Raw genomic sequence first — 25,696 nt, forward strand, 5'->3', positions numbered from 1 at the left:
ACGTAGGGATCGTTGTTACAAATGGCTATTCACAAACTCAATGCAAAACAAGTTGAAGCAGCTAAAGCAAGAGCCGAGGAATACCACCTTTCTGATGGTGGTGGCTTAAGGTTACGGATAAAACCCAGCGGTGGTAAATTTTGGATATATAACTACACCGTACCCGTGATAAAAAAGCGTAGCAATATGGGGCTTGGCTCATATCCAGATGTTAGTCTTGCTAAAGCTCGCGAAAGTCATAAAAAATATAAAGCCTTAGTGCTTGATAATATCGATCCTATCCACCAGCGCCGGCTAGAAGAAAAGCAAGAAAAAGAAGCTCACTTGCAAACATTTAAAGCGGTTGCTTTAATGTGGTACGAAAAAAAGAAAACAGAAATAAAACCACAAACAGCACAAGCGGCTTTAAATTTATTAACTAATCATGCTTTTCCTGCATTTGGTAATGAGCCAATAAGCCAATTAAAAGCGTTTCAAGTAATAGAGCTAGTGCGCCCCATAGAGGCTAAGGGCAGCTTAGAAACGGTTAAGCGCTTATGCCAACGTATCAACGAAGTAATGGTATATGCGGTGAACTGTGGGCTTATTGAGGCTAATCCACTTACAAACATTCGACAAGCATTTCAAGCACCGAAAAAAACAGCTATGCCGTCTATTAACCCTGATAGGCTACCCGAGCTAATGAGTGCGTTAAACCGCGCTAGCATCAAGCTACCAACACGTTGTTTAATAGAATGGCAGTTACACACCATGACGCGCCCAAATGAGGCTGCAACGGCTAAATGGCAAGATATAGACTTTAATACAGGCGTTTGGGTTATCCCCGCCGAGCAAATGAAAAAGGGCATTGAACAACGTATACCGCTGACCCCGCAGGTACTCGCCTTACTCGATGTAATGAAACCTATTAGCCAACATCGCGAATATGTATTTCCCGCTGATAGAAACCCCCGCAGCCATGTAAATGTGCAAACCGCAAACGCAGCAATTAAGCGCATGGGCTTTAAAGGTGAGCTGGTGGCGCATGGTTTACGCTCACTTGCTAGTACAACCTTGAACGAACAAGGCTTTGATCCTGATGTAATCGAGTCAGCACTGGCGCATGTTGATACAAACGAAGTTAGACGCGCATACAACCGTACAGACTACTTTGAGCGTAGAAAAAAAATGATGTGTTGGTGGTCTGAACACATTGAAAGTGCAGCGCAGGGCAGTAGCTCTCTGGCAGGAATTAAGGGATTAAAGGTGGTTTGATATGTATGAGGATAAGCTACTAATAGAAGCAAACTCTTTGATTAATACCATTAAGGCATCTAGAAATAAGGCTTTATCTGAAAAAGACTTTAGAAAGAAACTATTTGATTTAGATATATATTGCACTATGCATGGTAAAGCTAGCTACAAAGAAATAACTGATCATGAAATGCTCGGTTTGTTACTCATGGAGTTGAGTGAGTATGTTTCTGATGGAACTATAACATTTAAAGAGTTTAACTATGTTCTCGCTAATGTCAGGGTTTGGGTTAACGCTAAAAGTGCTAGTAAAAATCCTATTAACATTGATTTGGCTAGAGAAGTGTTTGATTCAAAATACTTTCCGCCTCCAAGGGCTTTTAGTAGGTTCAGTAACCAAGCAAACCAGTTGAGATTAAAGGGATTACAATTTAATAGTATTAAAATTTATAAGAAACAAGCTGAGAGTTTAGCTTTTAAATTTATGGATGGGTTTCTTGCTGTTGGCGCAACTAAAAAAGATGCTTCTATTTTTAGTGCGTATTTAGTCAGTAAGATTTGGGGTGGTAAATGTGGTCTAAAACAAATACCTTACAAAGCAGCTGTGATAAAGAGAAATTATAGTAAGACAGCTAAAGTTATGATCATTGAGGGCAAAAGTAGAACAGATTACATGAAAGCATTAATTGATAGTGAGCCAGAATATAAAAAAGGGTGGCTTTATGAGTTGGATAGTTTAAGAGAGAACGTTGATATAAATAGCCTTCATGAAGACTTGGTCGGTGATGATTACTGATGTAGGAATTTTTTTTTTTTTTTATTCCTCCAAAATAAAACCAAACACCTTGAAAATTGACCTCGAACTTTAACGAACCGCAACAAACGAGGTTATATGAAAAACTCACTTAGATTAATCCGTAAATCACAAGTTCAAGAACGCTATTCATGTGGCAAAACCCTTTGCCAGAATAAAATCAATGAGGGTTTAATCCCACCACCTCTAAAACTAGGTAGTCGTGGTGTAGCGTTTTACGAAAGTGAAATAAACGCAACACTCGCTGTCACAATCGCCGGCTACACCGATGAGCAAATTAAACAGTTTGTTCGTGACCTAGTAGCCAAGCGCAAAGACCTACTTAAACAATACACTCACTTGGAGGCAGCTAATGATTAATTTAAACGAGCTACCAACACCAATTACATTAGATGATTTAGAAAAATTAGCGCCAGCGGCTTTTGAGGAGTTAGTTAGAATGAACATTATTCACCGTTCTATTGTGCTTTCTTGGCTTAATGGGCTTTCAACAAGTCCAGTTGGTAGAGGCTATGCAGATGTTGAAATTGATAAAGAAGATGCAAAACATAGCCACCTTAAAATGAAATGCTTTATTGACTATAAAAGTAAGCGTGAAGTAGGGCGCAAAGTGTCACACTCTATGACTGAGTTACAACGATATGAGTTTTTTAACAATCGTGAAGAGCAGCGCGAAAAGGTGAAGCGTAAAGTGAAAAGGGAGAGAGAGCAAAGGGCAAAGAAGAGCCTAATCAAAATCCTTGAGCAACTAGGCATTGAACAAGTGCAAACCATTATTGTGACCGAGCATTTAAAGATTACTGGTGCGGCTAATGATTCAATATTTGATATAGAAAAGCCGACTAAGGACTAGTTAGACGGCTTAAAATTTTTGTTATATCAACTAGGCTGGTGCATGGCTAAATATGCACCAGCATTTACACAATACATTAAACGATACTGAATTGCTAATGAGCATTTTTTAAGTTATGTAAGTATGCACTATCGCTGGTTTGATTGCTCTACAAAGGCTCTTTTGGTTGCTGAATAACTTGCGGTCGCTAACGGCATTGAAAAATAGGTTTAGAAAGTCAGTATGTTAGTCATTGCAAACCTTACTTACCATAACAGCACTGAGATCTAATTGTTCGCTAATGCCTTTTTAGTATCGGTTATTTATATTATCTAAGGTCTATCTTTTGACAAGCTACCAATACAAGAGCTATTCACCAGTAATCAATCATAATGGAAATATGTGGATGGTTAATGCAGAGCCAAGCGGCATATACACCAACCAAATGAAAAGCATTTTAAATCAACTTGAAGCTGTTTTAACACACTATACCCAAGTCTTAATTATACGATTTGATATTGGCGTTCCTTATCAAACAAATGACAATCAATTTATCTTATTAGTATTTGAACGGTTGAATAAATACATAAAAAAGAACTATCAGATGCCAGTTTTCGGCTATCACTGGACAAGAGAGCAGGAGAAATCAAAGAAACAACATTATCATGCGGCTTTAATGCTAGATGCAAATAAAATCCGTCACCCTAAGAAGTTAAATAATTTTATTTTAGAGCTGGGCAACATTTTAAACGTTCGCCCATGGATACCCAAAAACTGCTTTTATAGATTTAAACGAATTGAGCATGACAAAAAGCAAGGTGCTATATATCGTTTGTCCTACTTAGCAAAAGCGCGTGGGAAAGGCTACAAGCCATTACAAACTAAAAATCATGGTAGCAGTCGAATAAAGAACAAAGTTAGCGCCTAGGCTTATAAAAAGCTCTAAAATTGTACTTCCCGTCTATAAAAGAACCTATCAAAACCTAACATTGAAAAGAGTTTTCTGACTCTTAAAAAGTAATCAAAACTTAATTTATAAACACCTTTATTATTTAATATAGACTTAGCAAAACTTAGCTTTGTGTTAAGTTCTGTTAAGATTAAGACAGTTTTGCGACTAATACGCATTAGTGAATGTACCTTTGCAACATTGTTACTAGGCTTTTGATGCATCACTTGCGCCCCTTAATCCTAAATTTTCCTAGCTTACGAACCTGATATTTTTTTCAATTGCATGAATGAATTACTCGCAGATTGAACATTTCCAGCCACCAATGGGTTTATTTATTATTTTCCAAACTATTACAAGGAGAAGCCATATCCCAGCAGTGGCAATAGTTAAAATAAGGTGAATGAGCAGCATAAAACCACTTGATTTAGAGCTGTTACGATGATGTTTTGTCGTTTTTCTACATCTACTACATTTCATTAATTTTTCTTCAATGATTACTGGCATATTAGTTCCTTTAAGTTAGTAAGTGCCATATAGTGATTAAAAAGTTCATAGTTGTAAGAGTAAAGCAAGGGTTTTAATAGTATCACTAATGCTTGTATTAGAATGACAAATGTTTAATTTTTTAGCAATGTAAATAGTTGGTATTTATTAAGCGTAAGATATTAAGTGACTAATGGGGTAAAATCATAACTACGTTAATGATTAACTTGTGATATTGGTTCAGAGGCAAAACAGGAAGTTGAACCTACGCAAAAATAAAAAGTAACAACAATCGTAACAACTCACACTGAGAATGTGGTGGATTGTATTGTTTTTCAATGGGTTAATGGTTGGGTTAAGACTCCCCCAGCTCCACCAAATATGAAAAAGGCTGCTCTCAGAGCGGCCTTTTTTATTTCAAAAAAACCAAACGGTTACAAAAGTTTATCAAAAAATATTAAACTGTTTCTTCTTAAAAGTACCTTCTCAGAAAATTCCTAAATTACATTATTGAAGTGGTTAAATTTTGACTTTATAGAAGCCGTTGCCTAGATAAGTTAGACAAATGAACACACAAGGATGTACTTATGGCTAATTTAATTATTTGTTGTGACGGAACCTGGAATAACCCAAGTCAAGAAGATAACGGCATACCCGCGCCCACAAATGTTGTAAAGCTTTACCATGCTCTAGCAAAAAAGGATGGTATGGGGAGTTACAAAAAGCATATTACCACCCAGGGCTTGGTGGTGAAGAAACAGGTTTAAAAGATTCGATTGTTGATGGAGCTTTAGGAAAAAGCATTAAGCGTCATATTTGTAGTGCCTATTACTGGTTGGCAAATAACTATTGCGATGGTGATAAGGTTTATATATTTGGTTTTAGTCGCGGCGCATTTACAGCAAGAAGTTTAGGCGGGCTACTTAATCTAGGCTTGCTTGATTTTAGCAAAATAGATAAAAGTGAGGAACAATGGGAGCATGTTCATAAGCATTTTGATAACTATAAATCAGGTGTTAAAACCATCAAACCCAGCCAGTTTTTAAATCAGAAAGCTGCTCTACCGATTCATTTTATTGGTGTATGGGATACCGTAGGGGCGCTAGGTATTCCTAATGATATGGAGCTTTTTAACTTATTAGATAACCCTGCCTCATGGCGTTTCCACGATACCACGCTTGGCAAACATATAAATATTGCTAGGCATGCAATGGCTATGGATGAAAAAAGGAGTAGCTTTTGTGTAACTCGCTGGACTGAGTATGCAAGTGATCGTGACGTTAAAGAAAAATGGTTTCCGGGCGTGCATTCTGATGTGGGCGGTGGATACAGCGATACTGACTTATCAGATATAACACTTGAATGGATGTTAAAAGAAGCAGCCGAAGCTGGATTAGTTTTTAGAGACGGAATATTTGAGCAATTGAAGCCAAATCCCGCAGGTGTGTTACACAACTCTTATAAAGGCATTTTTGCTAAGTTTAGATCACGACCTCGAAATATAGACTGTGTTGTTGCTGAAAACCAAGCGCACTTCCATGAAAGTGTGTTTCAACGACAAGCAGTCTCGCCTATAGAGCATCCTGAATATTGGCCAACAATAAAATTAGCAAAAAATGAATCTTCACAAGTAAATATCTTTGCAAAGCAGCATTGGACTCCTACCTATATTTATATGGAAAAAGGGGAGAGATATATTTTTGAATCTGAAGGATGTTGGCAAGATAGCAAAGATGTGTGCGACTGGTTAGGGACAGAAGATGGTAAGTTAACAGCTGGCGATATTATTAGATTTGCATCGTCTATTTGGGGGATGACAGAGCGCAAATTTAAGCAAGCAACAGAAAATAGATCTACAGATTTTTGGGGAACCAAGCGTGTAGAGCATATGCCTTGGTTTATCGCCGTGGGTTGCATTGCTAATGACTCAAACCAAGAAAAAGCAGTACCAAATGATGGTAGTCCTCATCCGCATCAGTATGTTGCGCTTCCTAGGCATCAAAATAAACCTAACGCTTTAAAAGTTGAATCTTCAGGGTATTTTTATGCTTTTCCAAATGATGTTTGGTCTCTGTACCGTAATAACCAAGGAAGTATTCAACTTAAAGTAACGCGTGTTGCTTAGGGGGCTATAAATGGATAATTCAGTTAATATGGTAGAAATTTTCCAAATGTTTCAGGCTCAATACTCACAAGTTGATAAGTTATGGAACTACTTCGGGGTCGTCAGCCTAGCTGTTGCAGGGTTTACCATAGGTAATGAGAAAGCGACTCGAACAATCAAAGAGCCTATAGCCATTGTTATTGGTTATTTAGCTTTTTGTGTGGGTAACTATACAGCATTGATTTATAGTCACAAATTCCTAGTTGTTTTAGCCAATAGATATAATGAAAAGGCATGCTCTAATGCGCTGAACCATTTAAAAGTAATTACCGTTGAGCGTGTTTCTGTGTTTTATATTTTAGTTGTAATTACATTTACTTTGACTATTTTAGTAGTCTCGTATTCGAGGCTCAAACTTAAGCAACATGGTGAAGGCTAAATATCAATTAGGCCTTATAAGAGTAATTTAATGTAAAAGATTAAGATAAGAACCCTTAAGTTGTAACTTAAGGGTTTTTTATTTATCAAACAACCAACTGAACGGCATCAATAATCGGTTTGTTTTCGATATCTATGGTGTCGATGATGTGTTTGTGTAGGCGCTTTTTGTGCTCGGCGAAAATAGCGCGTTTTTTATCGAACTGGCTGGCAAATTCGAGGGCGGTATTTAACAAGGCATCACTGTTTGGGCAGGCTTGTTCGATAACATGATCAGCGGCAAGTTCGTCTGCAGTAACACGGCGGCCCGTTAGCATCATCTCGTTAAAACGATAGTCTGGAATGGCTTTTTTAATGAAGGCGAGCATGCCCGGTAAAAACGGAATTGATAAGTCCACTTCGGGGAAGCAGAAGAAACCACGATCGCTTTGCATAAACCTAAAATCGCAAGCGCACGATAAAATTGCGCCATTACCAAATGCATGGCCGTTTATCGCTGCGATTACTGGCATTGGGAACAGTAATAGGCGTTTAAATACCGCGTCCATTGAGTGCATAAAGCCACTTACTTCTGCAAATTTCTGTGTTTTTAATGCGGGCATAAGCCAATCGGTGTCTATGCCTAAACTCCATGATTTTTCGCTGCTTGAAGTGATCACTAGAGCTTTGTGTTCAGGGTTACGTTCGATTTCGTCAAGGCAATTTAAAAAAGCCTCTGCAAAAGCAGGGTTATGGCGATTTTCAGCTGTTGTCATAGTTAAGATAGCAACAGATCCTTGTGTACTTACATTCATCAGTGTCATGCTGTGCCTTTAATTTTATTGTGTTGTGGGCATAGTTATAACCCATAGGTTTAACAAAATAAACCACAAGTCTGACCAGTTGTGAATTTAGGGGCACTTCTCTTTTGGTTGATATGGTCTTTTAGTCGAAAGGTTTTTTCGAATTGTCGCTAATAGTGGTGAGTCATGGTAGCGTTAGATCAAACACACTATTTAAAGCATAACAATGGATTTGATCAGTTGGCAGTTTTTGGGTGGAGATTTATTAAGTCCGATCAGCACAATAATGCTCATTGTGGTTGCGGGCTTTACTTCAATGATTTCAGCAGCTTTTGGTGCGGGTGGCGGATTAATGCTGCTGGTGATCATGGCATCTATACTTCCTATGAGTGTGGTTATTCCTGTTCATGGCTTAGTGCAGTTAGGCTCTAATGCAAACCGCTTTATGTTCACGTTTAAACATATTGATGGTGCTATGTTTGTGTACTTCTCTTTAGGGGGAGTCATCGGAGCATTGGTTGCTTCAACGATTGTCACATCAATTCCGCTTGAATTAATGAAAATAGTGGTCGCTGCATTTGTGCTTTATTTACTGTGGGGAGTTACGCCAAAGCTTAGAGAAACCTCAAAGTTATGGCGTGTTCTCGCTGGGCTTTGGACCACGTTTATCTCGATGTTTGTGGGGGCAAGTGGGCCTTTGGTTGGCAGCTGCTTATATGTAAATAATTATAATAAGCTTAAATTTACCGCCACATTCTCAAGCTGCATGACAGTGCAACATACCTTAAAAGCGATTTTATATGGGGCTGTCGGGTTTGCATTTTGGCAGTGGTTGCCGCTGGTTATGCTCATGATAGTGAGCGGTGCTTTAGGCACTTGGCTTGGCCTTAAGTTATTGCACCGCATTTCGTCAGATAAATTTAAAAAGATTTTTCGTTTAGTGTTAACGGTGCTTTCCCTGCAACTTGCGTGGCAGGGGATCATGGCTTTTAATATTTAAATAAACCTAGTTTAGCAACGATGCCGCGCTCTAATTCGTTGAGCTGGCCTATGGTGTTATCAAGGTGTTGAGCTTCTTGCGATAGGCTCTTAGCGCCTTGGTTAATGAGTTGCATGGTATTTAAGATATCAGCGGTCACACTGGTTTGCTCTTCAGAACTTGCTGCAACGCTCTCGTTCATTTGATTAATGGTATTGATTTGTTTAGCAATATCTTTAAACACTGCTTGGCTTTTTTGATTTGCTTGGCTTACTTTATCGCTCAGTGACTTGCTTTGCTCCGTAGCGGTTACGCAATCAGAGGTATTATTGTGTAGCGATACAATAATCGACTCAATCTCAGACGTTGAATCATAGGTTTTACTAGCAAGCGCTCTTACTTCATCGGCAACCACAGCAAAGCCACGGCCTGATTCACCAGCACGAGCCGCTTCAATAGCAGCATTTAGAGCCAGTAAATTGGTTTGCTCGGCGATACTTTTTATAACATCGAGCACTTGGCTAATTTCATTACTGCTGGCGTTTAGTTGTTTAACTACGTTTGATGTATGGTCAAGTTGTGCAGCTAACTCATCTACCATGTTGCCATTGGCATTCATATTTTGTTCGCCTTGTTGGCATAAGCGATGAACGTCGGTGGTTTGCTGCGCGGTTTGATTAGCTCCTTGGGCAATCTCTTTGGTTGCTTCACTTAACTGACTAAGCGCATTGGTTGCTGAATCAGTGCGGTTGTATTCAAGCTCCGCTTCGTTTTTAGAGCGCACTGAGGCTTCGTTTACAGTGCTGGCAATCATTTCAAGCTCGCTGGCTGTACTGCCTAACTCTGTAATTATTTCTTGTACTTGCGCTATAAAGCGATTGAAACCATCAACTAAATAGCCAATTTCATCATTCGATTGGTAGCTAATGCGTTTTGTAAGGTCGCCTTCACCTTTGACAATTTCATCAACAAGGCTATTTACGCTATCGATTGGTTTTATCACTAAAAGCCGCACGATATAAATAATCACCGCACCCAAGGCGATAAAAGAGACAAGTAAAGTAATAAACATGGTACGTGTTGATTCAGAAATAGTGCTATGCAGTGCTTGTTGTGAGTAACCAATTTTTATATGACCTATTAAATTATCTAAATAGTGTAAATCAATAGTTTTGCTAACCGATGCACTATTGCTTTGTTTAGCGATAGCGGCAAGTGGCTTATTGCGATGATCTGTCACTGAAATACTATGTACATGTTTGTTTTGCGAAAAAGCTTTAATAATCTGATTGATTAACGGCTCATCATAAGAGAATACCGGCTCAGCTAAAATAACCTGCATTTGCTCATTAAGGGCAGTGATGTCATCTTGCCATTGCTGTGTCTGATTCGACTTTGCCAGCAGGTAGTTTGCGCTGATCACGAAGATCACGCTTAGTAAAAGGCACAAAGACAGTGCCAAAGTCATTTTGTATTTTAATGATTTCATTGTGCGCTCATTGAAATGGGTTAAACCACAAAGGGCTATTTTTATTAGGTGTGTTCGACGATAACGTTGGGTTATCTAGCTCAATAACGCGACGCGAGCTTAAATTGGCTTTTGATAAAACCGTTTGTACTTGGCTGTCTGCCAAAAACATGGCGTTAAATGTGCCATCGGCAATCATCTCGTTTAGGGCATCATTTAGCTGTTTATGTAGTGTGTGATTGTTTTTGTTGACGAAAAAGTAAAGTGGTGCGGTGTACTTAATAACTAAGTATGGCTCAACAGTGAGGTTAAGCTCTGAGTGATTGGCAATTTCATCCCAAGGTTCATTCACCCCACGTGGGAAGTAGTCAAAGCGCTCGCCTTCAAGCATTGGAAATAAGTTAGGGTATTTTAATGTGGTAACAACGGGCAGTTGATTCGCTTTTAATATTTTCGTGTCTGGCCAAGTTTTACCTTGCCCAGCGGTGAAGCGTTTTAAATCTTGTAAACTAGTTACCGAGCTAAACAGCTCGCGATTTTGTGCTTTCACAATCGAGACTCGCATGCCAAGTAAGCCACGAAACAAGGGAATATAAACAGCTTGATAATCTTGCTCTAACTGAGTAGATGTCATGCTCCACATCACATCCAGTTGGTTGTTTTTTACATCGTTTAAGATACGTGCATTAGAGATATCTTTATTGGTTTCGTAAGGATGAACATACTCTAAGCCAGCACGTTCAATGGCGCTGATCAGTAATTTGTGGGGAAGGGAGGTATCGCCACTGTAGCTTTGTACTTTTACCGGTGCGGCAAAACAAGCCGACGTAAAAGCAAAGCAAAAAAGAAAAGCAAAATGACGCATAAAGCACCTTTGTTATTATTATGTAAACAATAAACTAAAGTGCTTTACGCGCTTTCTCAATCTTATTTCTTATGCATACGTATTCATACCAATCAGCAATAATACTTTGTCATTTTGAGGGATTAAACCTGTCGCTATCTACGTTAAAAATTTCTGATTTAAACAACTAAATAACGAAATTTTTGCCTTGCTATCAACAAGGTTTTCTTGCCTCAAAATAGATCACTTAATTAAGCAAATTGGTATCAATCGTTCAGAAGGCTGTCGATTGACTTATCACCATTAAACAATTCAAACACTCTTGGCTTTTTCGGTGTATGTTCAGCAAGGTATAGCAGGGTATCGGCCACATCTTCACGGTTGATCACCGCATCTTGGCGGGTTGCAGGGCGTGTGGTGGTTAATAATCCCGTTGCTGCATCATTTAACAGAGTGCCAGGTCTGACTATGCTGTAATTTAATTCGCTATTGATTAAATGTTGGTCAGCCATGTGCTTAGCAACTAAATACGGTTTTATACTGCTTTCAATGTTGTCTGGGGCATCAGCACCAATAGAGCTGACCATAATAAAGTGCTTAACCTTGGCATCTGCCGCATAATTAATTGCTTTAACAGCGGCCCATAAATCTATCAGTAAGGTTTTATCTGCACCTGTTGAACCACCAGAACCAGCACTAAAAATTACTTGTTCAACGCCCTCGAATGCGCGACTAAAATCGTTTTCGAGGTCTTGCTCAACAATCATTAAATTATTATTTTCAAGCGTACTCAGTTTGCTTTTGTCTCGAACTAAAGCCACTACATCATGACCGCTTGCCAGCATTTTTTCGGTGGTCATTTTACCTATTTGACCTGTTGCGCCAATGATTAAGGTCTTCATATCAAACTCCTTCTAATTACTGTGTAAGTAAAGACCTTGGGGTGAGGAATTATTTTTAAAGGGGAAACTAAAAACGAAATTGTAATCAAGAACAATAATGGGGCTAATTAAAGCCCCATCCAGCCGCTAAATTTTATTGCGAATTAAATCGCGTACAATAAAGCGGGCGGGGTGAATGGCTTGGCTCACACGTTCACTAAATGGTCTTGGTTCATTGTTTAAACAAGCAATTAAATGCTCAGCACATAAAGGGGCGCTACACAGGCCTCTTGCGCCAAAGCCAGTAAGCACATGTAATCCTTGCTGAGGTTTCGTTAAAGCTTGGTATTGATAACGCTTACCCAAGCGTAGATTGGCAAACGCGTTTACATAATCACTTTGTTCAGCCCACTCACCAGCCATAGGAAGGTGGTCGATGAAGGTACATCTAACCGCTGCTTTCGCTGCCGTTATTTCACCTAAGCTATTGGCAAACTCGCAGTTGGGGTAAAAGTTTAGTAATTGCTCGCGATTAGTGTGGTTGTCTTGCTCTTTAACTTCACGGCTTTTTGAGTTTTTTTCAAAGGTCGCGCCCATACAATGATGACCCTGATATTCAGGAGTAAAATAGCCTTTATGGCAAAGCACGGTTTTCAGGCGTTTTGACTGCTCGCTTGCTTGTACATGAGAGACTTGGCCGCGCACACCGACAACGGGGAGTGTGTGAGTTTGGCTAAACTGATCACTGTGTTCACCAGCACAGTTAATTACATCGCTAAAAGGCCCAAATGTTTGCTCTTTGCTATGTAACAGCCAGCCGTCAGCGGTTTTTTCGAGTTTTTCAATATGGCAATTAAAGTGGCTATCTATTTTACTATTGTTACACGCACTTAAGGAGTCTGCTGCTTTAAATAATGCTGTAACAAGTGCTGGTGGATTTACCCAACCGCCTTTTGCAAAGAACACACCTGAGTAACCAGTATCTACACCGGCAATTTTATCACCTTCTTCGGCACTTACATTGCGCATTAACTCAGTTGGCCAAAGTTCTTTATCGGCAAGGTTTTGATGTTTATCTGCTAGGCCTTGTTTAACCGCATGTTGCAATACACCACACCACTGGTGAGGGTAGTCAAAACCATCATCAAGCAATTGCTGATAAAGACGCATCGCATATAAAAAACTATGGGCAAACATTTCACTGTGCGGTGAATTCTTCGCTTGTAAATGCGGATAAACAGCCCCTTGTACATTGTGTGAAGCGCCCATGGCAAGGGCTTTATCTTGGCAAAAAAGTGTGGCATTCAGGCCTCTTTTAGCCAGTGAATACAGTACGCAGCTACTGGCAATACCGCCGCCGATAACAGCTACATTACTCAGTTCACTTTGTTGGTGAGCAAAATACGCAGGTCCTGATTGTTGCTGATTAGGCTCGGTTAGCTTACCAATCAGCATTTCGCGCTTTTTACCGTAGCCTTTTGCTTTACTAATGCTAAAGCCTGCTTCGATTAGCCCTCTTCTTACAAAGCCTGCTGCAGTGAAAGTGGCGAGTGTGGCGTTTGCTCTTGAAATAGTTCGCATTTTGTTAAACAAACTTTGCTGCCACATATCAGGATTTTTGCTTGGAGCAAAACCATCTAAATACCAGGCATCGATAACCCCTTCACCTGGGTAGCTCATGGTATCGATGCTGTCTTGTACGTCACCAAAATAAAGGTCGAGTATTAGCTTGCCGCCAGCAAATTCAAGACGATGACAACCGGCCAAATTAATAGGGTATTGAGCAATCAGTTGCTCACTATAATCGCTTAAATTAGGCCAGGCTTTAAGTGCTTGTGCGAGGTCATCACGCTTAATAGGGTATTTCTCGAATGAGATAAAGTGCAGTCTATTTACGCATTTATTGCCACTAAGGTCGTGTTGATTTTGAACTTCTAGCTCTGCATGCTGCCTATCAAGGTGAGCAGCAAAATGTTGCCAGGTATTTAAAAAGTTAAGCCCAGTACCAAAGCCTGTTTCAGCAATGGCAAAGTGGTTACGGTCATGATTTTGTAATCGTTGCGGGATATTGTTTTGTTGGTAAAAAACATAATGTGATTCGGCTAAGCCATCGTCGTTAGAGAAATAAACATCGTCAAACTGATCGGCGACAGGGGTACCAAGGTGATTAAAATGAATATGTGCGTTTTTGATCATGGTTTAACTAATTAACTACAAACTTTTTTTAATTATTTTACGTGTTTTCTTTGAAATAGTCTGGCGTTATTTATAAGCTAGACATTCAGAGTACAAGTGTACGCTAGAAAGCTGACCACTTCGAAAGTAATTTCAGCGTAAAATAGAACACAATTTAGTATAGAGCTAAGGTAATTACCCATGAGAAGAGCCGTTATTACGGGCATCGGTGTTGTTTCAAGCATCGGTAACAACAAAGAAGAAGTATTAGAATCATTAAAACAAGGCCGCAGTGGTATTGCATTCAACCAAGAGTTTGCCGACTACAACCTACGTAGTAACGTTTCGGGCAAAATCGATATTGATGTTAAAGAGTTTGTTGATCGTAAAGCAATGCGTTTTATGGGCGATGCAGCTGCATACGCTTATATCTCAATGGCACAAGCAATTGAAGATGCAGGCCTTAGTGAAGAGCAAGTTTCAAACGAGCGCACTGGTTTATTAGTGGGTTCAGGTGGTGGTTCATCTAAGTGGCAAGTTGAGGCAGCTGACATTTTACGTGAAAAAGGCGTAAAACGTGTTGGTCCTTACATGGTACCACGTACTATGGCGAGCACGACTTCTGCGTGTCTTGCAACACCTTTCAAAATTAAAGGTGTTAACTACTCAATCAGTTCTGCGTGTGCGACATCGGCACACTGTATTGGTCATGCGGTTGAGCAAATTCAGCTAGGTAAGCAAGACGTTATTTTTGCAGGTGGTGGTGAAGAGCTTCACTGGACACTTGCAATGGAATTCGATGCAATGGGTGCATTGTCTACTAAGTACAATGAAACACCAGAGAAAGCATCACGTACATACGATGCAAACCGTGACGGTTTTGTTATCTCTGGCGGTGGCGGTATCGTTGTTGTTGAAGAATTAGAGCATGCACTTGCTCGTGGTGCGCACATCTATGCAGAAATCACAGGCTACGGTGCAACTTCTGACGGTTACGACATGGTAGCTCCATCAGGTGAGGGCGCTGTACGTTGTATGAAGCAAGCAATGCAAGGCCTTGAAGGTGGTATTGATTACTTAAATACTCACGGTACTTCAACACCAGTTGGCGATGTTAAAGAGCTTGGCGCTATCCAAGAAGTATTTGGTGGTAACTCTCCAATGATCAGTGCAACTAAGGCGATGACAGGTCATGCTCTAGGTGCAGCAGGCGTACACGAAGCAATTTTCTCGCTATTAATGCTTGAGCATAACTTTGTTGCTCCATCAATCAACATAGATGAACTGGATGAGCAAGCACAAGGTCTAAATATCGTAACTGAGCGTAAAGACGTTGAACTAAATACAGTTATGTCTAACAGCTTTGGTTTTGGTGGCACGAACGCCACTCTCGTAATGAGCAAATATAAAGGTTAAACCTCTCCAGTATTTGCTTAAAGCCGAGCAATAGCTCGGCTTTTTCATTATCGCATTTAATTCCAACTGAAACTCGCACCTTGAGGTAGTTTGGGTATAAATAACCCCAAAATCGTCTTAGTTGTTACCTATCCGAATACCGATAAATTCGCTACAATAGCGCCACTTTCTGCCTCTCGGACACACAAATGAAAATTCTTGCAGATCAAAATATGCCATTGGTTGAGCAGTACTTTGCCGATTTTGGTGATGTTGAGCGATTTGATGGCCGTAATCTACAACCAGAGCAGCTAGTTGGAGTCGACATTTTGTTAACCCGCTCGGTGACCAATGTAGATAAAGCCCTAATAACTCAAGCAGATAAATTAAAATTTGTGGGCACAGCAACCATAGGTGTTGATCACATTGATACCGAATTACTTGATGAGCGAAATATCGCATTTAGCAGCGCCCCTGGTTGTAATGCCGTGGCGGTAGCTGAATATGTTATTAGTAGCTTATATGCCTTGAGCCAAGAAAATGCCAGCTCATTACAAGGTAAAACCATTGGGATAGTTGGTGTTGGCAGTATAGGAAGCTGCTTACGTGATAAGTTAAGCCTGCTCGGTATGAATGTGTTGCTATGTGACCCACCAAAGCATGAAGCTGGTGAACTTGCAGAACACATTGAGTTAGACACATTACTAGCTCAAGCTGATATTGTGACTTTTCACGTGCCATTAGTTAAGCAGGGGCCACATAAAACCTTGCACATGCTTAATGAAACACGCTTAAAGGCACTTAAGCCTGGAATGACAATTATCAACGCAAGTCGTGGTGATGTAATTGATAACCAAGCATTACTAGCATTGTTTGAACAAGGTGCCCAATTAGATTGCGTGCTTGATGTTTGGGAAAATGAACCCAATATACTGACTCCTTTGCTTGATTATGTGCGTTATGCCAGTGTGCATATTGCAGGGCATACACTCGAAGGCAAAGCTCGCGGCACACAAATGCTGTATCAGCAAGTGTGTGAGCTTGAAGGTATCGCAGCGCTTAAGTCTCTGGACGATTTTTTGCCGGAGCCAATCAGCCACTGTGTCACACTAGGTGAAACCTTTAACCTAGACGATATAGGTCGCTTAGTGCATCTAATTTATGATGTGCGTCGTGACGATGGCATTTTACGAAGTAAATTAGCAAGCGAAGGCTTTGATAGTTTACGCAAGAATTACCCGCCACGACGAGAGTTTAGTACTTTATCGGTGGCTGCCAACAGTGCATGTGAAGGCGCATTAGCTGCACTGGGATTTAGAATTAACGAATAAAGCCATTTGCTTTATTCAACAGAGGAAAACACATGTCGCAAAAATTTAATGTAGCCGTATTAGGTGCCACTGGTTTAGTGGGTCGTCAAATTATCGAAACCCTAGAAGATCGTAAGTTTCCAGTTGACCAATTATTTTTACTCGCAAGCAGCCGCAGTGCTGGTGAAGAAATTCAATTTCGCGGTGAAAGCATTGAAGTAATCGATGTTGAAGAATTTGATTTTAGCCAAGCTCACATTGGTTTATTTTCAGCAGGCGGTAGTGTCTCTGAAAAATACGCACCGATTGCGGCAGATGCTGGCTGTGTGGTAATTGATAATACCTCACACTTTCGTAATGACTTCGATGTGCCATTAATCATTCCTGAAGTGAATGCATCGAGTTTAGCTGATTTCAGAAACCGCAATATTATTGCAAACCCTAACTGCTCAACTATTCAAATGCTGGTGGCGTTAAAGCCAATTTATGATGCTTATGGTATTGACCGCATTAATGTTTCAACTTATCAAGCAGTATCAGGTGCAGGCAAAGAAGCGGTTGATGAACTTGCTAAGCAAACAGCAAACTTAATGAATGCGCGCCCGATGGATAATGCTGTTTTCCCTAAACAAATCGCTTTTAACGTGATCCCGCAAATCGACAGCTTTGAAGATAACGGTTATACACGTGAAGAAATGAAAATGGTGAACGAAACACAAAAAATCCTAGGTGATAACAGCGTAGTGGTTAACCCTACCTGTGTTCGCGTACCTGTGTTCTTTGGTCACAGTGAAGCGATTAATATTGAAACGCGTATGCCGGTAGATATCGAACATGTGAAGCAGCTATTAAACGATGCACCAGGTGTTGAGTTTATTGAAGACTTAGCGGATTACCCAACAGCAGTGTCTGACGCTAGCGGCAACGATACTGTGTATGTAGGGCGTTTACGTGCCGATATTTCGCATCCACATGGTTTAAATATGTGGGTTGTTAGTGATAACACACGTAAAGGTGCGGCTACAAATAGTGTGCAGATTGCTGAAGAGCTAATCGCAAATTATTTGTAAATCTGATGATTTTGGCTGAGCTATAAGTGAAAGAGAGCGGCAATTTGCCGCTTTTTTTGTGAATTCACTGCCAAATTATTGCCGCATACGCTGTAAAAGCGTATAAACTTAACAATAACAATAAATAAAACTCTCAGCCGTAGATATTTAAGCTATTTACTTTCAAAGTGTTGCGATGGATATTGCCTAGCATCTGGTTTATAGTCTGCAGCTGGAATAGAGCTTGCAAGAAAGCATAATTAAGAATCAATTCTGCAAGAATTACTTGATGTTTAAGCAACCAAGGTTGCTGCGTTAACATTTAAAACATAAAGGATCAGCATGCGCGGTTTAGCAACACTCTTCATATTAGCGTCTGCATTGGTGGTTACACCGACATACTCTGATGAAGGCTCCACACTTAAAGGCCCTAAAGGGGTCGACTATGGTGAGCAAGGGCGATCAATTGGCCCAATAAAGCCAACTGATACGTTATGGCGTATTGCCGCAAAAATTCGTCCTGATAATTCAGTTTCTATCTATCAAGTCATGCAAGCATTGTATGACAAAAATCCGTCGTCTTTTTTAGACCAAAACCTTAATCATATGCGCGATGGCGCATACCTTAAAATCCCAACAATTGCAGAGATGCGTGCGGTCAATCCCACGTTAGCAAAAGCGCGCTCAGAGCAAGATGATGAATTATGGGAAAAAAAGAAAAACGGCACGTTAACGACTGCTGAAATAAATGAATCACAAAAGAATGTAACGCAGGCTCGTAAAGTCGATGTAGACGAAGCAAAACAAGAGCTTAAACAAGAAATAAATACGATCAAAGCAGAGCAAGGCACTCAGCTTGTTGAGTTGCAAAAGCAATTTAAATCGTCGGTCGAGAATGTAGAAGAAATTTTAGAAGAGAATAACAAACTAAAAAAACAGTTAACGGGTATATCTAAGGAGCTTGAGACTGTTCGTGATCAACTTGGTCAAGACAGTGAAATCCAAAAGCAGCTTAAAGAGCTGATAGCCAAACAAAACGAAATTATAGAGCAGCAAAGAGCAAAAAAGATTGAAGAGGACAGTGGGTTTAATTTTTCGTCTATTCTGAGTAACCCATTTGTTCTCGGTGCTTTAATGTTTCTACCGGCTTTGCTGATAATTGCAGCCGTTGTGATGTTCTTGAAAAAACGCAATAGCAGCGAAACCGATAATATTGATGACGATGAGTTTTTACCGCAAAGCCCTGTCCATACGCCAGATGATGATCTTGATCCAATTGTAGAAACTGATCCACTTGTCCCTGAGCCTTCAGACGATGATGACGAACTAAGTGTCCGATTAGATGACGATCAAGATATGCTGCCAGACGATGATATTATTTTCGACGACAGTATTGATGATAGTTTCGATGACGACGATAGCGTATTAAATCAAGATGAACTAAACGGTTTGCTTAGCGATGATATTGAGTTTGCTGATGAGTCGACAGCGGGCGTTGACGACGATGATTTGGATGCATTTTTACAGCAAGATTTTGACCAAACAGACGATAGTTTAGGTGATGAAATAGATCTGGATAGTGAACAGTCAGATACTGACATATCTGGCGATATTTTAAGTGCGGACGATATTGATGACTTGTTCGACAATGATGCAGATGATTCACTTGATGATACAAATGAAGATATGGCGGCTCTAAGTGAAGAGCTTGCTGAAGATGATTTTGATATTGATAGTTTAATTGATGAGCAAAATGCGAGTGCAGATGATAACCAAGACGTTGATTTAGATGATATTGATGACTTACTCGATGCTGCCGATGAGCAACCAACAGCAGGCAATGTTGAAGCAGAACTCATTGATGAAGACGATTTCGATATTGATAGTCTAATTGATGATACACAAGCAGAAGACGACTCTGATGATATTGATTCGTTAATAGAAGAAACTAAAAACGAACAGCCTGCACAGCAAAGTAATATTGATGACTTAATTGACGAAGATGAGTTAGATGAAGACGACCTTGATGCGTCAATAGATGATACCGCAGAGGAAGTTAGGGCTAATGATTTAGCCGATGAGCAAGACGATGACGATACGTTTGATCTCGATGATATTGATTCTTTAATCGACGATGTAGCCGAGCAAGAGGCACCAGCAGAAGAGCCTGCGGTTGATGAGTTAGTCGATGAGCAAGACGATGATGATACGTTTAATCTCGATGATATTGACTCTTTAATCGACGATGTAGCCGAGCAAGACGCACCAGCTGAAGAGCCGGCAGTAGATGAGTTAGTCGATGAGCAAGACGATTCAGATACTCTTGATATCAATGACATTGACTCTTTAATCGACGATGTAGCCGAGCAAGAGGCTCCAGCTGAAGAGCCTGCGGTTGATGAGCTAGTCGACGAGCAAGACGATGACGATAGCCTTGATAGCGATGACATTGACTCTTTAATCGACGATGTAGCCGAGCAAGACGCACCAGCAGATGAGCCTGCGGTTGATGAGCTAGTCGATGAGCAAGACGATGAGGATAGCCTTGATAGCGATGACATTGACTCTTTAATTGACGATGTAGCCGAGCAAGAGGCACCAGCTGAAGAGCCTGCGGTTGATGAGCTAGTCGACGAGCAAGACGATGAAGATAGCCTTGATAGCGATGACATTGACTCTTTAATCGACGAAGGTGATCTTGAAGAAAGTGATTCAGAAGATGCACTTGAAGAAGACGATATAGATTCTTTACTTGATGAAGTTGAACAAGCACAGCCAAGCAGTTCTGAGGACGAGTTAGCTGACTCTTTAGATATGGGCGACTTAGACTCACTACTGGAAGAAGAAGATGATGATGAAGCTGTTTCAGATGATGAGCTTGAACAGTTAATTCAAGAGGCTAATGAACTTAAAGAGGACACACAAGCTCAGATAGATGACTTAAGTCATGATGATGCCCAAAGCCAAGAACACGATGAGAGTTTACAAGAGTCACTAGAAGATCTAGCTGATGCAGACCAAGCAATAGACGACTTGAATGTTGAGTCAGTGGCTTCTGATTTAGTCGATATTGATGAAGCGCTTAATCACGAGTTTAACGAAGACACCGATGATCTACTAGATGACGAAGATTCACTGGATGAATTTGATGATCCATCACTAAAAAGTGTTGATGAATTATTAAGTGAAATAGGTGAAGACGAAGATGATTATATAGCAGCTCCAGACTGGTCTATTGATGATGAACCTCAAGAAGATATTGAAGAAGTTGAAATAGATTTAGGTGACGATCCTCTTGCCGATGATCAACTAACAGATGAATTTGACCTAGGCGTTGAAGATGAGCCTCTCGTTCAAGACACAGTTACACCGAGTCAAGAACTTGATGAATACCCTGAACTTGAGTTAGATGATGCTGGTTTTGAGTCAGAAGACTCAATTGATGAGTTCCAAGATGATTTATCTTTACAGCCAAGTCAGGCAGAGCAAGATCTTGCAAATTCACTGGCGGGCGGTAATGAACTTAATCAGTTAGAGGATGACTTTGACGATGAGTTGTTGCTAGATAATGAGTTTACTGAGCAAGATGCTCTAGAATCTGAAGATGACTTAACAGAGTCAAATGATGCAGTGGTTACAAGTGCAGAGTCTGAGCTGCCGACAGCTGCAGATAATAGCGATAACCTTGAGAGCGAAGCAGAGTTTGAGCTAGACCTTGACGATATTGAGCTTGAACATGAAGACGAAGCTGACACCATCGCAGACATTGAATCAGAAATTGTAGGCAGTGATGACTTAACTACGCTATCTGATGATGAAATCGACGATGATTTCATGGCTGATTTAACTCAAACAGACTTTGATGCGCTGCTAAATGAGCTAGCAGAGCCAGATGAAGCCGACATTGTAGATGCCAGTGAGTTTGATGTTGATTTTAACGCACTGTTAAATGAAGACTTGCAGATTGAAAACGACGCACAGCCAGACCCTGAGGATAATGTATCAGCAGCTCAAGAGCCTGAGTCTACAGGCGATGAGTTTGTTGATATTGACTCGTTACTTGAGCAAAGCGACGATGAAGCATTAGACCATGAACCTTACGATGAGGTTGATATGGATGTAGGGCTTAGTGATTTTAATGAATTACTCGCAGGTGACAACCCAACAGATGTTGATGCCGAAAGTGGCGGATACTCAGCAAAACTAGACCTTGCAAGGGCATATATTGAAATCGACGACTTTGATGCTGCATTACAAGCCATTGAAGATGTAATCGAAAATGGCCCAGAAGAAGTTCAAGAAGAAGCACTTTCGTTAAAGGCTAAGATTAAAGAGTAATACTATCCAATAATAAACCGAGCCAACGAGCTCGGTTTTTTTATGTCTGCTGCACAGCATTCTGTACTCAAGCCATGTAATAATCTGTAATACACAAGTGAATTTCTCCATCTTACTATTTAACTGAACCATGAGGGTTTAGCTAAAAATTTACTAGGAGAAGGAAAATGAGTTCACTTTATGTATCAATCGATGGAAGACCAGTATCCGATGTATTTACTCAATTAGCCGATACAGCGTTTGAAATACTAAAAAATGAAGGGAATGCCTCAACGCAGATAGTGCCTGAAATTGTGAATAACACCAACAAAACATGGCGTTATAAAACAAGTGGTACTATGCAAGGGACAATGCAATACCCTCAAAGTGGAGGCATTGAGCCACATTTTGCTCGTGCATGGACTCAGCGTTCAATGGGGCTAGACGGCTCATTTGGTTGGGTTATTTATACTGATGATGATAATAACCAGTTATTTGTAGGATATTGCGTATATTATGATGGAGCACAAGCTAAGTATCTTGTTAAGTATGAGAATACTAACTTTGCAGGTAAAGACAATAACGCCCTATTAGCTATGATAGATTCAGAAGGCAAAACGGGGGGTTATGCATTTGAATTTAGCGGTGTAAATGTGGATTATTCTGGATTTGAGCATCGGCAGGAAGGGGTTGCTCAATCAAGAGAGCTGCGGGTAACGTTAGAATAATTAAGTTGGTTTAATCAATTAGCAAGTTGGCATATTGTACATAAAAAACCGAGCAATGAAGCTCGGTTTTGTATCTAAGCGAAGGTTATTGCTTGTCTTGCAAACGACGCGCTTTGAAATCAGACTCAGCTTTCCATTTTGGCCAGTCACCGTTATTAGCAAGTTTGGCTGCAATATCAACGATCAGTTCGATATCTTGCTTAACACCACCCATAGACCATTGGGGTGAATAGTCGTCAGCTTCTTTGTGATATTTATGGGCGATATAATCAGGATCAGTATCACCTAAGCTCATAAATAATAAACTTGGCACGCCTTGTTTAGCCAGTGAGAAGTGATCAGAGCGGAAGAACAATCCATTTTGAGGACGAGGGTCCATTTTTACATGGCGCCCTTGAGCTTTAGCTGCATCTGCAAGGTAGTCTTCCATTTCAGACATGCCTTTGCCGTACTGCAATATGTAGTCAACGCCATCTAGCACGTTCATACCGTCAATATTAAGCAACGCGACCATTTGTTTGGTTGGTACAATTTCGCCAGTAGCGAATTGCTCAGAACCAATAAGCCCAGTTTCTTCAGCCGTAAAGTTGGCAAAGATAATAGAGCGTTTAAATGGCTTTTTCTTATGCATTTCAGTAAGGATACGGGCTATTTCAACTGTTGCCGCGGTACCAGAAGCATTATCAACAGCACCATTGTAGATTTTCAGACCATCATCAGTTTGCTTCGTACCAAAGTGATCCCAGTGCGCACCAATTACTATGTACTCATCTTGAGTTTCGCTGCCTTTTAGTGTTGCCACAACGTTATGTGATTGTGCTTGAGAGATATCACTTTTTAGAGTCAGCGCTGCTTTTGCTTTTAAGTCGACAGGTTTGAAATCTGCTTTTAATGCATTTGCTTTCTCTGTTTGATAATCAAGACCCGCTTGAGCAAAGATCTCATTTGCAGCTTGCTCATCAATCCAACCCATTACAGGGATGTCAGAAGCATTTTTATCTTGGTCAATTAAAGTGTATTTACTACCCGTGTTCGAGCTTTCTACTACACTCCAAGGATAAGCAGCAGGGGCTGTTTCGTGAACGATAAATACCGCTTTTGCGCCTTGGCGTGTACCTTCTTCATATTTGTAAGTCCAACGACCATAGTAGGTCATGGCATTTCCAGTGAAAAGTGATTCGTCTTGGGTGGCAAAACCTGGATCATTAACAAGCACGATAATTGTTTTGTCTTTTACATCAATATCGGCAAAGTCATCCCAGTTGTATTCAGGTGCATTAATGCCATAGCCAACAAACACAACATCAGAGCCATCAATGTTGATCTCAGGGTTAATCTGTTGAGTACGAGCGGTAAAATCACTGCCAGCGTTAAAGCTTAAATCGCCCACTTTTAGGGTCATGTTTTGATCTGGAGTGAGTTTTGCCATGGTAACTGGCTGTAAAAATTCGCCATTAAAACTGCCAGTTAATCCGATTTTTTTATATTCATCTGATAAGTAGTTAATGGTGAGTGTTTCGCCTTCGGTTAAAGGACCGCGGCCTAAGAATTCATCTGAGGCGAGGGTTTTAATATGTGAGCGTACATTCTCAATATTAACGGCTTCAAGGTTTTTTTCGCTTGGCTCATCAGCGCTTGATGTTGATTGCTCGGAGCAACCGAATAAACCAATGGCAAGCGCTAAACTTGCGTATTTTAAGTGAGTTGTCATAGTTTTTCTGGTTGATTGCACAGAGTTCCACTATATGGGACGAGAAGGGGGCTGTCTAGGAAGAGTCTATAAGTAACTAATTATTCAGGATGAAAGGATAATAATGCACCTTTCATCCTGTCAATTTTACCACCACGCTTTATCAACTGCGTTATCTTGAATTTTAAATACTTCACCAACAAGTGGGGTACTTAGCGATACGTGCTCCTGTTGTGCTTTTTTGGTGACACGCTTGAGGGGGTCATACCAAGCATGAAATGCTAAATCGAAAGTACCATTATGCACTGGCACCATGATATCACCTTGTAAATCGAGATGAGCTTGTACAGATTGCTCTGGTGTCATGTGAATATCAGCCCAATCTTTGTCATAAGCACCGGTTTCTATAAAAGTAATATCAAACGGCCCATAACGATTACCAATTTCTTTAAAGCCAGCAAAATATCCCGAGTCACCGCTAAAATAAAAGCGCTTGTCATTTACTTTAATAGCCCATGAACCCCAAAGGGTTTTATTGCCGTCTGTTAAACCTCGACCAGAGAAGTGCTGGGTTGGTGTAAATACAATTTGGCTATTTGCCATATTTTGCTCTTGCCACCAATCAAAACTATGGACTTTTTGTTCATCAACGCCCCATTTTTTAAGGTCGTTTTCGACTCCCAATGGCACATAAAAAGAGGCTGTTTTATCAACAAGCTGTTTAATTGCCGCTTTATCTAAGTGATCATAATGGTTGTGTGAGATAAACACTTTCGCGATGCTTGGTAATTCTGCAATACTAATTGGTGATGGTTGAAAGCGCTTTGGACCCATGAATGAAAAAGGCGAAGCGCGCTCTGAAAATACCGGATCAAATAGCCAGTATTCGCCATACACTTTCGCTAAAATAGAGGAGTGACCTAGCTTTACAAAATGCACTGTGTCATTTGATAAACGCTCAAGCTGAGCATGAGAAACAGAATGCATAGGCAGCTCGCCCTTTGGCTCTGCATCAATTTTCTTTTCAGTAATGAAGCGTTTGAAGATAGCTAACGTTTTCTTAAAGCTGGGTCTTTCTACTTCAGCACTATTGTGGAACTTGCCATCAGCCAGTTGCGCAGAGTGGCTGTTATCACTCACGCCTTCAGCGGCTAATTGATTATTCATAATAAACACTCCTATCACGATGCATAGAGTGGCGATTGCGAGCCATTTTAGAAAT

General features: G+C 40.4%; 21 protein-coding genes and 1 pseudogene. 14 read left to right on the top strand and 8 right to left on the bottom strand.

Going from position 1 to position 25,696, the window contains the following annotated elements; translation table 11 throughout:
• Positions 1-21: 21 nt before the first annotated feature.
• The 5 genes from ACSFVZ_RS13120 to ACSFVZ_RS13140 all read left to right on the top strand — a co-directional run bounded on the left by ACSFVZ_RS13120 (position 22) and on the right by ACSFVZ_RS13140 (position 3,807).
• Positions 22-1,254, top strand: a complete 1,233-nt coding sequence (locus tag ACSFVZ_RS13120) for an integrase domain-containing protein (RefSeq protein WP_435559024.1) — start codon at positions 22-24, stop codon at positions 1,252-1,254.
• Position 1,255: 1 nt separating this feature from the next.
• Positions 1,256-2,029 (top strand): hypothetical protein, encoded by a 774-nt coding sequence (locus ACSFVZ_RS13125; protein ID WP_435559025.1) that lies wholly within the window; start codon positions 1,256-1,258, stop codon positions 2,027-2,029.
• 96 nt (positions 2,030-2,125) lie between these two features.
• Complete coding sequence (locus ACSFVZ_RS13130) at positions 2,126-2,407, top strand: helix-turn-helix transcriptional regulator (RefSeq protein WP_435559026.1); 282 nt, start codon at positions 2,126-2,128, stop codon at positions 2,405-2,407.
• Positions 2,400-2,900 carry a hypothetical protein gene (locus ACSFVZ_RS13135; RefSeq protein ID WP_435559027.1) on the top strand — a complete coding sequence of 167 codons (501 nt, stop codon included), beginning with the start codon at positions 2,400-2,402 and terminating at the stop codon, positions 2,898-2,900. The genes ACSFVZ_RS13130 and ACSFVZ_RS13135 overlap by 8 nt, the downstream gene beginning before the upstream one ends.
• Positions 2,901-3,285: 385 nt before the next feature.
• Entirely contained in the window at positions 3,286-3,807 is a 522-nt protein-coding gene (locus ACSFVZ_RS13140; protein WP_435559028.1) for a YagK/YfjJ domain-containing protein, read from the top strand.
• A gap of 315 nt (positions 3,808-4,122) precedes the next feature.
• Here ACSFVZ_RS13140 and ACSFVZ_RS13145 read toward each other — a convergent pair whose 3' ends face one another.
• Positions 4,123-4,335 carry a hypothetical protein gene (locus ACSFVZ_RS13145; protein WP_435559029.1) on the bottom strand — a complete coding sequence of 71 codons (213 nt, stop codon included), beginning with the start codon at positions 4,333-4,335 and terminating at the stop codon, positions 4,123-4,125.
• A 566-nt stretch (positions 4,336-4,901) separates the two neighbouring features.
• Between ACSFVZ_RS13145 and ACSFVZ_RS13150 the strand changes: the two genes are divergently transcribed.
• From ACSFVZ_RS13150 to ACSFVZ_RS13160, 3 genes and pseudogenes are all read left to right on the top strand, one after another.
• On the top strand, positions 4,902-5,081 hold the full coding sequence (locus tag ACSFVZ_RS13150; RefSeq protein WP_435559030.1) for a phospholipase effector Tle1 domain-containing protein: 180 nt from the start codon (positions 4,902-4,904) through the stop codon (positions 5,079-5,081).
• Positions 5,078-6,439 (top strand): annotated as a pseudogene (locus ACSFVZ_RS13155) (T6SS phospholipase effector Tle1-like catalytic domain-containing protein); the annotation flags it as partial. The gene ACSFVZ_RS13150 and the pseudogene ACSFVZ_RS13155, both read left to right, overlap by 4 nt.
• 10 nt (positions 6,440-6,449) lie before the next feature.
• The gene (locus ACSFVZ_RS13160; RefSeq protein ID WP_435559031.1) at positions 6,450-6,857 is read left to right on the top strand and encodes a hypothetical protein; all 408 of its coding nucleotides are present in this window, start codon (positions 6,450-6,452) and stop codon (positions 6,855-6,857) included.
• A gap of 85 nt (positions 6,858-6,942) precedes the next feature.
• Here ACSFVZ_RS13160 and ACSFVZ_RS13165 read toward each other — a convergent pair whose 3' ends face one another.
• On the bottom strand, positions 6,943-7,659 hold the full coding sequence (locus ACSFVZ_RS13165; protein WP_435559032.1) for an enoyl-CoA hydratase/isomerase family protein: 717 nt from the start codon (positions 7,657-7,659) through the stop codon (positions 6,943-6,945).
• A gap of 205 nt (positions 7,660-7,864) precedes the next feature.
• Between ACSFVZ_RS13165 and ACSFVZ_RS13170 the strand changes: the two genes are divergently transcribed.
• Positions 7,865-8,638, top strand: coding sequence for a sulfite exporter TauE/SafE family protein (locus ACSFVZ_RS13170; protein WP_435559033.1), 774 nt, complete (start codon positions 7,865-7,867; stop codon positions 8,636-8,638).
• On the opposite strand, the gene ACSFVZ_RS13175 is transcribed toward ACSFVZ_RS13170, so the two are convergent.
• The 4 genes from ACSFVZ_RS13175 to mnmC all read right to left on the bottom strand — a co-directional run bounded on the left by ACSFVZ_RS13175 (position 8,628) and on the right by mnmC (position 14,006).
• The gene (locus tag ACSFVZ_RS13175) at positions 8,628-10,106 is read right to left on the bottom strand and encodes a methyl-accepting chemotaxis protein (protein ID WP_435559034.1); all 1,479 of its coding nucleotides are present in this window, start codon (positions 10,104-10,106) and stop codon (positions 8,628-8,630) included. The two genes, ACSFVZ_RS13170 and ACSFVZ_RS13175, sit on opposite strands and share 11 nt — an antisense overlap.
• A 7-nt stretch (positions 10,107-10,113) precedes the next feature.
• The gene (locus tag ACSFVZ_RS13180) at positions 10,114-10,950 is read right to left on the bottom strand and encodes a substrate-binding periplasmic protein (RefSeq protein WP_435559035.1); all 837 of its coding nucleotides are present in this window, start codon (positions 10,948-10,950) and stop codon (positions 10,114-10,116) included.
• Positions 10,951-11,195: 245 nt separating this feature from the next.
• Entirely contained in the window at positions 11,196-11,831 is a 636-nt protein-coding gene (locus ACSFVZ_RS13185) for an SDR family oxidoreductase (RefSeq protein ID WP_435559036.1), read from the bottom strand.
• A 126-nt stretch (positions 11,832-11,957) separates the two neighbouring features.
• The gene (gene mnmC / locus ACSFVZ_RS13190) at positions 11,958-14,006 is read right to left on the bottom strand and encodes a bifunctional tRNA (5-methylaminomethyl-2-thiouridine)(34)-methyltransferase MnmC2/FAD-dependent 5-carboxymethylaminomethyl-2-thiouridine(34) oxidoreductase MnmC1 (RefSeq protein WP_435559037.1); all 2,049 of its coding nucleotides are present in this window, start codon (positions 14,004-14,006) and stop codon (positions 11,958-11,960) included.
• A 180-nt stretch (positions 14,007-14,186) separates the two neighbouring features.
• Between mnmC and fabB the strand changes: the two genes are divergently transcribed.
• The 5 genes from fabB (at position 14,187) to ACSFVZ_RS13215 (ending at position 22,784) form a co-directional block, all read left to right on the top strand.
• On the top strand, positions 14,187-15,401 hold the full coding sequence (gene fabB / locus ACSFVZ_RS13195) for a beta-ketoacyl-ACP synthase I (RefSeq protein ID WP_135924110.1): 1,215 nt from the start codon (positions 14,187-14,189) through the stop codon (positions 15,399-15,401).
• A 188-nt stretch (positions 15,402-15,589) separates the two neighbouring features.
• Complete coding sequence (locus ACSFVZ_RS13200; protein WP_435559038.1) at positions 15,590-16,711, top strand: 4-phosphoerythronate dehydrogenase; 1,122 nt, start codon at positions 15,590-15,592, stop codon at positions 16,709-16,711.
• Between the two features lie 32 nt (positions 16,712-16,743).
• Entirely contained in the window at positions 16,744-17,760 is a 1,017-nt protein-coding gene (locus ACSFVZ_RS13205) for an aspartate-semialdehyde dehydrogenase (RefSeq protein ID WP_135924112.1), read from the top strand.
• Positions 17,761-18,081: 321 nt separating this feature from the next.
• On the top strand, positions 18,082-22,077 hold the full coding sequence (locus ACSFVZ_RS13210) for a FimV/HubP family polar landmark protein (RefSeq protein WP_435559039.1): 3,996 nt from the start codon (positions 18,082-18,084) through the stop codon (positions 22,075-22,077).
• A 167-nt stretch (positions 22,078-22,244) separates the two neighbouring features.
• Entirely contained in the window at positions 22,245-22,784 is a 540-nt protein-coding gene (locus ACSFVZ_RS13215) for a hypothetical protein (protein ID WP_435559040.1), read from the top strand.
• Positions 22,785-22,869: 85 nt separating this feature from the next.
• On the opposite strand, the gene ACSFVZ_RS13220 is transcribed toward ACSFVZ_RS13215, so the two are convergent.
• Positions 22,870-24,495 (bottom strand): M28 family metallopeptidase, encoded by a 1,626-nt coding sequence (locus ACSFVZ_RS13220; protein WP_435559049.1) that lies wholly within the window; start codon positions 24,493-24,495, stop codon positions 22,870-22,872.
• Between the two features lie 126 nt (positions 24,496-24,621).
• Positions 24,622-25,641 (bottom strand): MBL fold metallo-hydrolase, encoded by a 1,020-nt coding sequence (locus ACSFVZ_RS13225; RefSeq protein ID WP_435559041.1) that lies wholly within the window; start codon positions 25,639-25,641, stop codon positions 24,622-24,624.
• Positions 25,642-25,696: the final 55 nt, after the last annotated feature.

Origin of the sequence: Pseudoalteromonas nanhaiensis, from assembly GCF_051235485.1 — a bacterium.
In the GTDB taxonomy this organism is placed as follows: domain Bacteria; phylum Pseudomonadota; class Gammaproteobacteria; order Enterobacterales; family Alteromonadaceae; genus Pseudoalteromonas; species Pseudoalteromonas lipolytica_C.